Genomic DNA, 13,565 nt, shown 5'->3' with positions numbered 1-13,565 from the left:
CCAGGTTGTAGCTTAGGCCCCGCCGGCATGCGGACGCGCGGGGCGAATGACCAGGGGTTCGAAACGACGAGGGTCGTTTCGTCAACGCAAGGGGCGCATGTCGCGCGCGCCCCCTGGAGGCAGCGGGTGATGGTGTTGTGCGGGTGGGCACAGGCCAGCTCCACGGCGGGAGTTGGACGAGGCTCTGTTCTTGTTTTTGTTCATGGCGTCCTCACGGGGTGGGTAGATCAGTTCTGTGGCGCGGTGCCGCGTTCCAGCAGGTTCAGCCAGTTCAGGCCCATGATTTTGCGCACCTCGTCCTCGGCGAAGCCGCGCTGGCGCAGGCCCTGGGCGATGACGGGGAAGTCGCGGCTGTCACGGAACCAGTGCAGCGGGGCCGGCCAGTCGGCGTTGTCCGCCGAGCCTTCGCCGTAGTCCTTGGCCTTGCTCCAACGGCCATTGCGCATCCACTCCAGCACGTGCAACGGTTGCTGCTGGCAGAGGTCGGTACCGATGCCGATGTGGTCGATGCCCATCAGGTCGGCGGTGCGCGCGACCATGTCGCAGAACTCGTCGAGCTGGCAGGCCGAACCACCGCGCAAGTGGAAGGGATAGGTGCTGAAACCGAGCAGCCCGCCGGACTCGGCGATACCGCGCAGAACCGCATCGGACTTGTTGCGCTTGGCCGCGTGGAAGCTGGTGGGGTTGGCGTGGGAGATGATCACTGGCCGGCTCGACAGCTCGATGGCCTCCAGGGTGCTGCGCTCGGCGCTGTGGGACATGTCGATGAGCATGCCGACACGGTTCATCTCTTCGATCACCTGGCGGCCGAAGCGGCTGATGCCGCTGTCCTCGCGCTCGTAGCAACCGGAAGCCAGCAGGCTCTGGTTGTTGTAGGTCAGTTGCATGATGAAGACGCCGAGCTGACGGAAGACTTCCACCAGGTCGATGTCGTCCTCGATGGGCGAGCAGTTCTGGAAGCCGAAGAAGATCCCCACCCGTCCTTCCTGCTGCGCCAAGCGGATGTCCGAGGCCTGGCGAACGGGGCGGATCAGCTCGGGAAAGGCCTCGAAGCGGCGGTTCCATTCGCCGATGCGCGAGAGCGTCTCGCGGGCGGTTTCGTGGTAGGCGATGGTGGCGTGGACGGCGCTCAGGCCACCTTCCTGCATCTGCCGGAACAGCTCAGGGCTCCAGTTGGAATACTGCAGACCGTCGATCATCAGAAGCTCTTGCATGGCGCTCTCTCCATCAGGGACGCACGTAGACGGTCTTGACCACCGTGTAGAAGTCGCGGGCGTACTGCCCCTGCTCGCGTGGGCCGAAACTGGAATCCTTGCGGCCACCGAAAGGCACGTGATAGTCGGTGCCGGCGGTGGGCAGGTTGACCATCACGCAGCCGGTGTTGGCGCGGCGCTTGAAGTCGCTGGCGTACTTCAGCGACTGGGTCATGATCCCGGCCGTGAGTCCGAAGCGCGTTTCGTTGAGGATGGCCAGGGCCTCTTCGTAGTCCTTCGCCTTGATGACGCAAGCGATGGGCCCGAACACCTCATCGCGGTTGATACGCATGTCGTTGCGGGTGTCGACGAATAGCGCCGGGCGCATGTAGAAGCCCTCGTGTTCCTCGGCGATGCGCTCGCCGCCGCAGACCAGGCGCGCGCCTTCGGCCTTGGCGTCTTCGATGTAGCGCAGGTTCTGCGCCAGCTGGCGTTCGTCGATCACCGGGCCGATCTGCACACCCTCGTGCAGCGGGTGGCCGACCTTGAGCTGTTTGATTCGCTCGATCAGCGCCTCGACGAAGCGGTCGTGAATGCCCTCGGTAACGATCAATCGGGACGATGCCGTGCACTTCTGTCCGGTGCCGAAGAAGGCGCCGTTCACCGCGCATTCCACCGCCAGCCCCAGGTCCGCGTCATCGAGCACCACCAGGGCGTTCTTGCTGCCCATTTCGAGTTGGCAACGGACGAAGTTGGCGGCCGTTGCGGCGGCGACCCGGCGTCCGGTTTCAACCGAGCCGGTGAAGCTCAGGGCATTGATCGCGTTGGAGTGGATCAGGCGCTCGCCGACCTCGGCACCGCTGCCCATCACCAGGTTGAAGGTGCCCGCCGGAAGGGCCTGCCGGGCAATGATCTCGGTCAGCGCCCAGGCGCTCGCCGGCACGGCATTGGCCGGTTTGAACACCACGGCGTTGCCAAATGCCAGGGCCGGGGCGATCTTCCAGGCGGCGGTGGCCATCGGGAAGTTCCAGGGGGTGATGATGGCGACTACGCCGACCGGCTCGCGACGGACTTCGATCTCCACGCCGGGGCGCACCGAATCGGCCGTCTCGCCCATCTGCCGCAGGACTTCGGCAGCGTAGTAGTGAAAGAACTGCCCGGAGCGGTAGACCTCGCCGACACCCTCGGCCAGGGTCTTGCCCTCTTCCCGCGACAGTTGCTCACCGAGCTCCACCTTGCGGGCGATGAGTTCGTTGCCGATGGCCATGAGCACCTGATAGCGCTCTTCCAGGCCGCTGCGGGCCCAGATGGCCTGGGCGGCCGTGGCGGCGGCAAGCGCCTGATCCACCTGAGCGGCATCGGCCTGGGTGTAGTGGCCTATCACGTCGTCGACGTTGGCGGGGCTGCGGTTGGCAGCACTCGAGACACCTTCGACCCAGGCGCCACCGATGTAGTTGTTGAAGACCTTGCTGGGCATGTGCACCTCCGTTCTCGCTTTGAGCGCATGGTAGGTGCCGCCTCAGATAAACTAAAATTAGTTGTGAATATTGATTGATAAGGAAAACTTACCATGTTGCCGGACCTGAAGATCGTGCAGTTGCGCCATTTCGTCTGGGTTGCCGAACTGCAGGGCTTCCACGCTGCGGCTGAACGGGCGCACCGCACCCAGCCGGCGATTTCGCTGTCCATCCGCGACTTGGAAGGCAAGCTGGGCCAGGCCGTGTTCGAGAAGCGCAATGCGCGGGTCACCAAGCCCGAGCTGACCCCGTTCGGGGTGCAGTTCCTGGCTTATGCCAAGGAGCTGATCGAGCACCACGACCGTGTGGTCCGCGACATGAGCCTGATCGCCCAGTACAAGTCCGGGCACCTGCGCATCGCCTCGGTGCCCTCCATCGCCAGCCGCCTGCTGCCGGATATCCTCACGCGCTTCATTGGTGATGCCACCGACCTGCACGTCAGCCTGTTCGACGATAACTCCGAGGCGGTCCTGAACATGGTGGAGAGCCAGCAGGTGGACTTCGGCATCTCCAGCCTCTGGGAAGCAGAGAGCGACATCCGCTTCATTCCCATCTGGGAAGACAGCATCGGCGTGGTCTGCCACCAGAATCACCCGCTAGCCGGCGAAGCGCAGCTCGGCTGGCAGCAACTGCGCGGCGAGCGCCTGATCGCCAACGGCACCTCGCGCCTGCTGGCGGGCACCCGCGCCGAAGAGCTGGTCAGCGACTCGCAGTTCTATATTTCCAACATGATTTCCCTGCTGGCCATGATCGAAGCCGGCATGGGCATCACCACCCTGCCCCGCTTCGCCTTCCCGGCCGAGCCCGGCCAGTTGCGCTTCATTCCCCTGGCCGACCCGCTGGTGACCCGCGACATCGGCATCGTGCGCCAGGCCAACCGCTCCCTGCCGGTGGCCGCCCAGGCCCTGTTCGAGTTCATCCTGCGCGACAACGAACTGGACCCGGAGGAATGGCGATAACGCGACTGATCGACGAAGCCATTTGAATAAGAGTTCCTTATCAAACGATAGGGCGATCTGAATTGCTCCACGGGGCCTGCTGTCCCACCATCGGCGGCAGATCAATAACAAGCCGCCACCCGAAAGCCAGCAGGCAACGGTGCCCGGTGAACGCCAGTTGAGGGCCCCAGAATGAGCACCCCTTCGATCATGGAATCCAGCCTGCCCGAGGCCGCGACTCCGTACATGCGACCTGCCCACCTGGTCATGGACCTTGAGCGGCTCGGCAGCCTGCACCAGAGCCGCCTGAGCTTCATGCGCAGCCTGGTCCGCCGGATCATGCGCGAACAGTGGAAGATCGAGGCGCCGCGCTTCGAACTGGATGCCGACGGCTACGGCACAGTCATCTACCGCATCCGTACCCGCAACGACTTGTTCAGCTTCGTGTTGTTCTCCCAGTACCTGGCGCCGGAAAAGCGCAACGACCGGGTCATCGCCAGCGAGTGGGACCTGACCATGGCGCTCTGCGAAGGCGAGGTGGACGAGGCCTATGTCGACTACCTGCGCCAGAACGTGCCGCTGCAGGAAGCGGGCCGGCTCGACGCCAAGGTGATGGTGCTGTCCCGCGCCAACCGCAGCGTGCGCAACTTTGACAGCGTGGTGGAAGCCCTGAGCCAGGGGTGCCAGCCCGATGTGGCGCAGATCGCCCGGGTTGGCTACCTCTACCGCACCACCGCCGTCTACGGCAGCGGCAAGCTGGGTATGGCCGACTGGGAGAAAGTCAGCCGCAAGCACCCGGACTTCGCCCGTCCGTTTGCCGCCGAAATGTTCACTTGTTTCATGCTGCGCAACTTCAGTCTGCAACAGGCCGAACACATTGCCCGGCGCCGCTCACCGGAAACCGCCGTGCCCTTCGCCCCGGCCCTCAAGCGCTACTTCGGCATCGGCAATTCCACCGGCCTTGGCATGGCGCCTTACCTGATCAACCACCCGCAACTGATCAGCCGCTGGATCGAAATGCGCGAACTGGCGCTGGCGCGCATCCTCGCCGGCGCCCCAACGGCCGCGCAGCTGGCCCGCCTGCCGCAACTGCTTGAGCGTGCCATCCGCCACCTCGAGCAAACCTTTACCGAAGACGAATGGCAGACCGGCCACAACCAGCGCGTCCTGGCCGACCTGCTTGCCCTGCGCGCCGGGCTCGACCTGCAACCGTTGCAGGCCTGGCAGTCCCTGCAGGGCTGGGCCCACAAGCGCGCCAGCCTGCAGGGGCAGGAGCTGATCAACTGCATCCTCCTGGAACTGCACCCGGAGCTGGTAGACGAACTGGAAGACCGTCTCGCCTTGCCCGAACAACTGGAACTGAACCCGGAAATGTCCGCCAGCCGGCTGAAGGAACTGATCGAGACGAGTTACGACTGGGCTCTGGCAATCGACTTCAGCGCGGAGGGTGCCCAGGAAACCTTCTGGTACCGCTCCGAAGAAAAGCAGGAGCCGCGACTCGGCAGTTGCAGCCTCGATGACGGTCGGGACAAGCAGATGCCCCTCGGCATCGGCTACCTGGTGCAGCAATGCCACCAGCAACTCGCTGAGTACCTGGCGCAAAACCCCGCCCACAAGGTCGCCCATTTCCTGCTCCGTCATCCGGAGCAACGCGGCATCGTCCGCCGTATCCAGACCATGGCCCGCACCCACTACGGCGAGATCCGCGCCAACCTGCTGGACCGTGACGTGCTGCCCATGCACCTGCTGCGCTGCAAGCTGTCGTTCTTCGGGGTGAGCAAGTTCGACCCGCGTTCGCGCCTGTGGGTGCGCAACACCATGTTCCAGGGCGCTCCCCTGCTGGAGGACATCGGCCAGCCCTTCGACGATGACTGGTTCCTGCCGCTCGCCCCTACCCAGGAGAACGCTTGATGCTGATTTCCGCCAATGAACTCAAGGCCCTGCTCAAGCGCGTGTTCGAGGGCATGGGCTATGCCCTGGGTACCTACGAAGACGCCGCGGCCCTGGTGGGCTGGCTGCACCTGCACGGCGAAGATGGCCTGGGCGAACTGGAGCGGGCGCTGGACCTGGTAGCCGACCGCGAACGTCCAATGGCCGAACTCATCGCCGAAGGACCGGCCACGCTCACCGTCGAGTGTCATGGCCGCAGCGCCCTCAACTGCTTGCCGGCGCTACTGGAACTGGCCAGCGTCCAGGCCCTGGAGCAGGGACTGGTGCGCGTCGACCTCCTTCACTGCCACAACCGCAAGTTCGTCCTCGGCCTGCTGACAGCGTGCGCGCGCCAGGGCCTGTGGGCCCAGGCCTCCTGGGATAACGGCCACGGGCCGGTTCAACGGCATGTGGCGCGGATCGGCGCCGGCGATGCAAACCCGACCTACCAGACTTACGAACTCGCGGCTGACGCGGCCCTGGCGCAACGGCAGTCACTGAGCCTGACGCTTGGTATTCCGGGCGATCCGCAGCGCCTGACCGAGCCCGCCCCTGCCCGGTACGACCGATGCGTCTCCCCGGCAGACTTCGCCCTGGCCGGTGAGCAGGCCCTGGAAAACGGCATGGAGGTTTCCCCCGCCCTGTGGCAACGCCTCAACCGTTTGGCCGAGGCCGTACTGGTGGAGAACTCCGAGCGCTCGCGCAGCGGTGCCGGCGGACGCTGAGCACAAAAGGAAAACCGGCCCGGACACCCATGGCACGCGTGGTGATCCGGGTCGTGCTGGCAACTGCCGAGTGCCGAGTGCCGAGTGCCGAGTGCCGAGTGCCGAGTGCCGAGTGCCGAGCCTAGTCAGCGGTATTTGTGACGGATTGCAATCGAAATCAACCCACGCAGCGAGTAGAACCCCACTAATTTCGAAACTTGCTCGCTGCGAGCAGCATTGGCGCTACCCGAAATCAATAAGAGTGTGATCCAGACAATCAACTGTTTCATGACTCGTCCTTGTCTTGAGCAGGCTCTACCACGAGCCATAGGGAATCCCGAACTTCTCGATATAGGCTTTGGACTCCGGCTCCAATGGCAAGGCATATTGGCCGCCACTTTGGCCTCCGTCCGGGCCCTCCTTCACCACCGTGCCCTGCACCCGTGCGACGTCGATAGCAGACAGGCAGGCCCCCATAAGCCAGACCCTGGCAATACCACCCGGCGCCAGGCCGATCGACAGCATGTCGCGATAATCCTCGCGCCACTGACCTCTGGCCGCACAATAGCCTCTCTCAGGCTTCACCATCGCCAGCCGGGTGGCCTCGGGAATCACGATGTAAACCTCGTAAGTTTGCGGTTCGGCCAGCGACTGCCAGCGCACGTAGAGCAAGCGTGGCAGGTCCGCCCCCAGTACCTGCTTACCAGCGCCGGCTCCAGGCCTCTCTGGCCAGCCCCGAGGATCGCCTTTGAGATTCTTGGGCGTATTAATCGCAGGTAGCCCACTCATGGCGCGACGAAACACGCGCTCCTGCACGTCCACGACATCGGCGGTCTCGATCCACACCTCCATGTAACTTGGAGCGCCAAAACCCAGCCGCCAGGAGTCGTAGGGCAGCCGGTGGGCGCCATTGGCACAGCCGGCTAACCAGAGCAGCAGCCCCAATGACAGCATCGCCTTGAGCTTATTCATTAGGATGCTCCTGGCGTCGCCGGCCTTCCGCCGGTCGGTTGATGAATACCGCATCCAGCACGCTGTTGTTCCAGCCCTTGGCGGCATTCCAGTTTGCCGAGAGGTGGATGTAGCGGCGGCGCAGCAGTGCTTCTTCCTCGGCGGTCAGCGGCATGAACGCCTCGCACAGGGCAAAAGCCTGGAGTTTTGCGGCGATGGGCTGCAGCTCGGCGGGCAAGGCAAAGGCCTGAGTACTGGGTACCGCTCTAAATGCTACTCCGGCACGCACTGCCAACTCCCGCATGATGCGTAGGTACACCAGCGACAGTTCGCCGCGCACGTCACGCTCACTGGCGATGGCGGCATACACGCGCTTTTCCGCCTGGGTATCGCGTGCACGGCGTCGGGTGGGCACCGACCAGGTGACGATATCCAACCCCTCGGGCGGCACATAGGCCAGCCAGTGGGGCGCCTCCTGATAGAAGCGCAACTTGGTGCGCGAAAAGGCACTACTGCGCTCGTTGGCGAGCTGATCAAGTTCAAAGCTGCTGTCTGGCTTGCTCAACAGCAGCTTCTCCCGGGCCAAGGGCAGGTAGCCGCCACCGATGTCCGAATGGCTGCCAGGCAGCACAATGTCCTGCACGGCCTGACTCAGCGAGAAGTTGTGGCGATACTCATCGCGGGCCACCAAGTGCAATATCTGGCGCGCCATGCCCGGTGCCAGTCGCAGTTCAAGTCCAGGGTTGTTGGCATCGTGCGCGCTGAAGTCGCCATCAAGGAGCGAGACAATGCCGGCCACGGTGTCGAACAGCCCAATGAAGTTGAGGACGAAATCACTGCGATGGCGCCAAGTGAAACCAGCTGCCAACAAGGACGACCCTGCCGGTAGCGAGCGGGCCAGCAAACTGTTCGCCCCCTTGAGCAGGTCGTTGGCACAATGTCGCGCAGCAGCAGCGCCACGACTGAAACCGAACAGGTCAATCTCGATCCGACGAATCTTGGCTTGGGGATTCGTGGCTCTGAAACGATCCAACTGCTTTAGAGCCAGGGCCGGCATCTGCTCGACCCGCGCCACCACGCCGGTCTCTCCCTTGCCACTGCCCTGACTGTAGATCGAGTCCCCCAGGCCACTGCGGGTGCCGATGCCTTCGAGGTAAACCTTGAGATAAGCCTCTTCCGCGCCTGACGGCAGTTGCAAGAACGCATCGTCTGGATAGAGCTCATGGAGGCGCGCCACGTTGCTGGCCTCGTTGCCGTAGCTGTTGTCCGGCGTGTTGCCTTCGCCGTCAAAGCCGTAGGTGGCGCAGTATTGCCGAATATCCTCACCGGCCTCCTGCGACATGCCCAGGCTGACCGCATAACAGCCCTCCGTGGTGGCACTGTTGGCCTGGTTGTTACCGGTGCCGTCGAAGAACAGCCCCAGGCGCAGCACGATGCCAGCGTCCTCCAGCTCCTCCTCTTCTTCCTCCTCTTCCAGCGGGCTGTTCGTGGTCGGTTTGGGAGCGGCCTGCAACGGAGCAGCAGCGAGCGGCATGGCGGCAATGACCGGGGAGGGGCTGCCCGTTGCCGGGGAGACGCTTCGATCCGAGCGGTAGGTGGCGCTTGGCAGGGAGTGGATCAGCCGAGCCCGGCATAGGCAGGTGCTGAAGCTGTCCAAGGTGCCAGCGATACGGACGCCCGCCATGAAGTGATGGATGCCGCCCGCAATTGAGTAGACCTTACCGTCCTTGCCGCACGTTACAACGTCGCCCTCTCGTGCTACGGGAATGCTGTGCATAGAAAAGGTCGGATGCCCTTCCAACACCGTTCCACCGCAGGTGGTTTTGTCGCCTAGGCGAATGAAATATCCGATAGCCACTGCATTCCCTCTCTACAAGGCGCTCCACGCAGGCAGAGCACCCTTTCCGTTGTTGATGGAGGCACCGGCTCACCCGCAGTCGAGTGTTGAGCAAGGCGCCTGTCCAAGGCTCTTCGGATGGCGCGTTGCGAGTAAATAGGAAAAGTCCGAAAGATCAGGCGCAGGGTCAGAATCATCAGCGCGGTGGATCACAATCCTTCGCCGGATGGGCATCGATCGTTCGACGCTTTACAACTATTTGACCGAGGCAAACGCAATGCCCAGCGGGCCGGCATTGCGCCATCCCTTACGACGCGTTGATGCAATTGCGGCAACGGCTCGACCGTTTGCCGAAGATAAGCCCGGAGCGGGCTGCCCAGGTGGCCACGATCGCGGAGCTATATGGCGTATCCACCCGCACCCTGTACCGCCGGCACGTGCCGCTGAGCTACGCGACAAGACGCTGGCAGCAGGGCTTCCGATTTATTGCGGGCCGAAGACCGGCTATGGACGTCAAGCAACGTGCCACGGGGGTATCCGACTGCGTCGCTGAGCAGTCCCGCGCGCCGGCACGGGCTTACTTGACGCTTTTGATGAGATTGTCGCGCAGCGCCACGATCGCCTTCTGGATCTGCTCGAACGCTTCCGGCTCCAGGCCGGTCGCCTGGCTGAGGCTCCCTTCCAGGCCTTTCTCACGCAGTGCTCGACCCTGGCTCGTCAAACTGAGTCGCACTTGACGTTCGTCCTCAGGATCTCGCTGCCGCTGAACGAGCCCCATCGCCTCCAGCTTCTTCAGGATGGGCGTGAGCGTGTTCGATTCGAGAAACAGCTTTTCGCCCAGTCCGCCAACGGTCTGATTGTCTTGCTCCCACAGCGCTACGATGGTGATGAACTGCGTATAGGTGAGCCCAAGCTGCTCGAGAACGGGTTTGTAAGCCTTTCCGAAAGCAAGGTTTGCGGAATAGACCGCAAAGCACAGGAAGTCGGAGAGTGGTGCGGGCTTTGCGGATGCCGCCTTGCTGCTGGGTTTCATAGGCTTCTCCCTGGGACGATGGCCATTGCCCCAAAGGAGCCGGCCATAAATCGCATACGATAATATCGGAACAGCACACACTCAATACCACACTGAGAGAACGCCCCGAGTGCCTGATCGCTGGTCGGATGGTCCCTGTTTCCGTAACATTCGCCCCCCTATTTTTGTCATCCCTCGCGACCGCACCCGCCGGTCCACAGCTCAGGTACACCATGAAACCAGCCCGTCTGCGCGCCGATGTCCTGGCCGGACTCACGACGTCGTTCGCCCTCGTTCCCGAATGCATCGCCTTCGCCCTGGTCGCCCACCTCAACCCGCTGATGGGCCTGTATGGCGCCTTTATCATTTGCACCCTGACTGCGCTGTTCGGCGGTCGACCCGCAATGGTCTCCGGCGCGGCGGGCTCGATGGCGGTGGTGATCGTCTCGCTGGTGGTGGAACACGGCGTGCAGTACCTGTTGGCCACCGTTTTGCTGGGCGGGGTGATCATGATCGCGTTCGGGGTATTGCGCCTCGGCAAGCTGGTACGCATGGTGCCCTACCCGGTGATGCTCGGTTTCGTGAATGGCCTGGCGATCATCATCGCGCTGGCCCAACTGGAGCATTTCAAGACGGGTGAAGACTGGCTGGGCGGCATCCCGCTGTACCTGATGCTGGGGCTGGTGGCACTGACCATGTCCATCGTCTACCTGCTGCCGCGCCTGACCCGCGCCGTGCCACCCGCGCTGGTGGCGATCCTTAGCGTCGGCCTTCTGGTCTACCTGCTCGGCCTGCCGACCCGCACCCTCGGCGACATGGCGCACATTGCTGGCGGCCTGCCCACGCTGGCCCTGCCGCAGGTGCCCTGGGACCTGGAAACCCTCAAGATCATTGCGCCTTACGCCGTGCTGATGGCGCTGGTGGGCCTGCTGGAAACCCTGCTGACCCTGAACCTCACCGACGAGATCACCGAGAGCCGCGGCTACCCGGACCGCGAGTGCGTGGCCCTGGGTGCGGCCAACATCGTCTCCGGCGCCTTCGGTGGCATGGGTGGTTGCGCCATGATCGGCCAGACGGTGATCAACCTCAGTTCCGGCGGCCGCGGCCGGCTCTCGGGGGTGGTCGCCGGGGTGATGATTCTGCTGTTCGTGCTGTTCCTCTCGCCGCTGATCGAGCACATTCCGCTGGCAGCGCTGGTGGGCGTGATGTTCGTGGTGGCCCAGCAGACCTTCGCCTGGGGCTCGCTACGGGTGGCGGGCAAGGTGCCGCTGAACGATGTGCTGGTGATCGGCGCGGTGACCGTCATTACCGTCTTCACCGACCTGGCCACCGCCGTTCTGTGCGGCATCGTCATTGCCGCCTTGAACTTCGCCTGGCACCACGCCCGTGAACTCTATGCCGACAGCCACGACGAAGCCGACGGCAGTAAGCTCTACCGGCTGCACGGCACGCTGTTCTTCGCGTCCACCACCCCCTTCCTCAACCAGTTCGACCCCGCCGGCGACCCGCACCAGGTGACCCTGGACTGCCGCCATCTCAGCTTCGTCGACTACTCGGCCATCGCCGCACTGAAGACCCTGCGCGAACGCTATGCCAAGGCCGGCAAGCACCTGCGCGTCGTACACCTGTCCGAGCGCTGCAAGAAGCTGCTCAAGCGTGCCGGGGAGCAGCACTAACCGCCCCTCGTCCGAAGGGCTGGCAGGACAGGGGGCGTTCGAGGGGATTCTCGCGCGGTCACGGGCCGGCGGATCACCACGTGGATACTGAGCACGGGGGCTCCGTCGTGTACTGCAACGAACTGGACGGGCATCGGTGTGAGAGGCTGTCGGTGAGTCATGCGCGACGGGGGTGAGGAACGAACGACCGCGAATTGAACCAGGCCGTACCCCGATATCGGCTGCGAATTGATGGGTATCGTGGCCTCCACCCATCCTACGATTGCATCCCACCACGGAGCGCAGCTCACGCCGTCCTCCCGTCCCGCTGAATACCCCTTGACCCTGAAGTAACTACAGGGTGTTCACTGCTGTCACTTCCCCTTGCAGGAACACCCCATGAAAACCGAACTTCACATCGCCATCGAGCAGGCCTTCCAGCAGGCCCGCGACGCCCTCGCCACCCGGGATCCGCAACGCGCCTACCCCTGGCTGGAGCGCGCCCACATCCTCAGCCAACGCCTGCCGCTGCTGCATACGCGCAGCCACTGGCTGATGCTGAAGGCAGGCTGGCAACAGGGTGATTATCGCGAGGTGACCGGCCAAGCCCTTCGCATGCCCGCCGCCCTGCTCTTCTCGCGAATCTGGGTACCCCTGGGTAACACCGGCCGGGCCAGAGTCAGCGCCCTCAAACCGATGCCGATGTCCGAGGAACTGCGCCAACTCCTGGGCTGAACCGGCTCGGGGCTTGGGGTGCGATGTTCCGCGCCGACTGAGAGCCTGATGAGTGGCGGTACATCTACCGCAGGACGCCGACGGAATACCGACGCACGTTTTCCTGACATCGACTACCGTAAAACTGTCCCCTTGCAGAGGACAATTGAAGTCGCCACGGTCGCCACCTCCCCCCGTAAGTTGACCGCACCGTGGCGGCCTTTTTTTGCCTGATTTTCTTGTGGGGGCGAATTCAAGGGCAGGCCTGCCCTACCCTCGCTTCACCGCTTGCAGGGTGTAGCTCAGTGGCAACCGCCAGCGGTCCCGATCCAGCCGCCACTCGCCCGCCTCGTCCAGCACCATTCGGCCGGGCAGTGCTTCCCAGGGAATGCTGTCGTGCTCTTCCAGGGCGGTGAGCTGCAGGTCATGCCGCAGCAGCGCTGTAACCACCTCGCCCAGACCATGGTTCCATTCATAGGACCGGGTGGCGGTCAGTCTGGCGTCGGTTTGCACGTAGGTGCTGTCGTCGTCCCATTCCATGGGCTCGGCCCGTTCGAAATAGGGGTACTCGATGACCAGCCCGTCTTCCCGCGCCTCATTTACCGCACAGAGCATCGGGTGCCCCTCACGCATGAACAACCGACCGCCCGGTTTGAGCAAGGCAGACACCACACGCGCCCAGTCGTCGATGCGTGGCAGCCAGTTGATCGCACCGATGCCGGTGTAGACGAGATCGAACGTACCCGCCGGCAGCACCTGGTCGGCAGCGTAGACGTCGGATTCGACGAAGCCGATTTCCTTCTCGCAGCGACGCGCCAGCAAGCGCGCCTGCTCAAGGGAGGCCGGGGAGAAATCGAGGCCGCTCATCCGTGCGCCCAAGCGGGCAAGGGACAGCGTGTCGGTGCCTATATGGCACTGCAGATGCACGCCGTTCTGGCCGGCGATATCGCCCAGTCGCGGCCGGTCGAAGCGCACCACATCCGACAGGTAACCCGGATCGCTGGCAAACGTCTCGGCGGCGTAGTCACGGGACGCGGCATGCAAGGGTGCACGCTCATCCCAGTTGACCTTGTTCAGTTCGAGGTAATCACTCATGAGGCAAGACTCCGTTCTTC

General features: G+C 63.7%; 12 protein-coding genes. 5 read left to right on the top strand and 7 right to left on the bottom strand.

Annotation, left to right across the window (positions count from 1 at the left end; translation table 11 throughout):
* Window positions 1–227: 227 nt before the first annotated feature.
* Entirely contained in the window at window positions 228–1,214 is a 987-nt protein-coding gene (locus tag E8F20_RS21685; protein WP_280285591.1) for a dipeptidase, read from the bottom strand.
* A gap of 13 nt (window positions 1,215–1,227) precedes the next feature.
* Window positions 1,228–2,670: an aldehyde dehydrogenase family protein gene (locus E8F20_RS21680; RefSeq protein WP_280285590.1), complete on the bottom strand. Its 1,443-nt coding sequence runs from the start codon at window positions 2,668–2,670 to the stop codon at window positions 1,228–1,230.
* A 93-nt stretch (window positions 2,671–2,763) separates the two neighbouring features.
* Between E8F20_RS21680 and E8F20_RS21675 the strand changes: the two genes are divergently transcribed.
* From E8F20_RS21675 to E8F20_RS21665, 3 genes are all read left to right on the top strand, one after another.
* Window positions 2,764–3,669 carry a LysR family transcriptional regulator gene (locus E8F20_RS21675; RefSeq protein WP_280285589.1) on the top strand — a complete coding sequence of 302 codons (906 nt, stop codon included), beginning with the start codon at window positions 2,764–2,766 and terminating at the stop codon, window positions 3,667–3,669.
* Window positions 3,670–3,858: 189 nt separating this feature from the next.
* Window positions 3,859–5,559 (top strand): hypothetical protein, encoded by a 1,701-nt coding sequence (locus tag E8F20_RS21670; RefSeq protein WP_280285657.1) that lies wholly within the window; start codon window positions 3,859–3,861, stop codon window positions 5,557–5,559.
* Window positions 5,559–6,302 carry a DUF3726 domain-containing protein gene (locus E8F20_RS21665; RefSeq protein WP_280285588.1) on the top strand — a complete coding sequence of 248 codons (744 nt, stop codon included), beginning with the start codon at window positions 5,559–5,561 and terminating at the stop codon, window positions 6,300–6,302. Before E8F20_RS21670 ends, E8F20_RS21665 begins: the two co-directional genes overlap by 1 nt.
* Window positions 6,303–6,427: 125 nt before the next feature.
* On the opposite strand, the gene E8F20_RS21660 is transcribed toward E8F20_RS21665, so the two are convergent.
* The 4 genes from E8F20_RS21660 to E8F20_RS21645 all read right to left on the bottom strand — a co-directional run bounded on the left by E8F20_RS21660 (window position 6,428) and on the right by E8F20_RS21645 (window position 10,102).
* The gene (locus E8F20_RS21660) at window positions 6,428–6,571 is read right to left on the bottom strand and encodes a hypothetical protein (RefSeq protein ID WP_280285587.1); all 144 of its coding nucleotides are present in this window, start codon (window positions 6,569–6,571) and stop codon (window positions 6,428–6,430) included.
* A gap of 25 nt (window positions 6,572–6,596) precedes the next feature.
* Complete coding sequence (locus E8F20_RS21655) at window positions 6,597–7,253, bottom strand: DUF2931 family protein (protein ID WP_280285586.1); 657 nt, start codon at window positions 7,251–7,253, stop codon at window positions 6,597–6,599.
* A complete protein-coding gene (locus tag E8F20_RS21650; protein WP_280285585.1) occupies window positions 7,246–9,090 on the bottom strand; it encodes a PAAR domain-containing protein in 1,845 nt (614 codons plus the stop codon). The genes E8F20_RS21655 and E8F20_RS21650 overlap by 8 nt, the downstream gene beginning before the upstream one ends.
* A gap of 556 nt (window positions 9,091–9,646) precedes the next feature.
* Entirely contained in the window at window positions 9,647–10,102 is a 456-nt protein-coding gene (locus tag E8F20_RS21645) for a MarR family transcriptional regulator (RefSeq protein WP_280285584.1), read from the bottom strand.
* A 212-nt stretch (window positions 10,103–10,314) separates the two neighbouring features.
* On the opposite strand from E8F20_RS21645, the gene E8F20_RS21640 reads away from it, so the two are divergent.
* Both E8F20_RS21640 and E8F20_RS21635 read left to right on the top strand, forming a co-directional pair.
* The gene (locus E8F20_RS21640; protein WP_280285583.1) at window positions 10,315–11,757 is read left to right on the top strand and encodes a SulP family inorganic anion transporter; all 1,443 of its coding nucleotides are present in this window, start codon (window positions 10,315–10,317) and stop codon (window positions 11,755–11,757) included.
* Window positions 11,758–12,135: 378 nt separating this feature from the next.
* Window positions 12,136–12,471, top strand: coding sequence for a DUF3703 domain-containing protein (locus E8F20_RS21635; RefSeq protein ID WP_280285582.1), 336 nt, complete (start codon window positions 12,136–12,138; stop codon window positions 12,469–12,471).
* A 249-nt stretch (window positions 12,472–12,720) separates the two neighbouring features.
* On the opposite strand, the gene E8F20_RS21630 is transcribed toward E8F20_RS21635, so the two are convergent.
* Window positions 12,721–13,545 (bottom strand): class I SAM-dependent methyltransferase, encoded by an 825-nt coding sequence (locus E8F20_RS21630; protein ID WP_280285581.1) that lies wholly within the window; start codon window positions 13,543–13,545, stop codon window positions 12,721–12,723.
* Between the last annotated feature and the right edge of the window lie 20 nt (window positions 13,546–13,565).

Source organism: Pseudomonas sp. BN415 (assembly GCF_029871195.1).
GTDB lineage: Bacteria > Pseudomonadota > Gammaproteobacteria > Pseudomonadales > Pseudomonadaceae > Metapseudomonas > Metapseudomonas resinovorans.
This window is presented reverse-complemented; position numbering and strand designations above follow the sequence as displayed.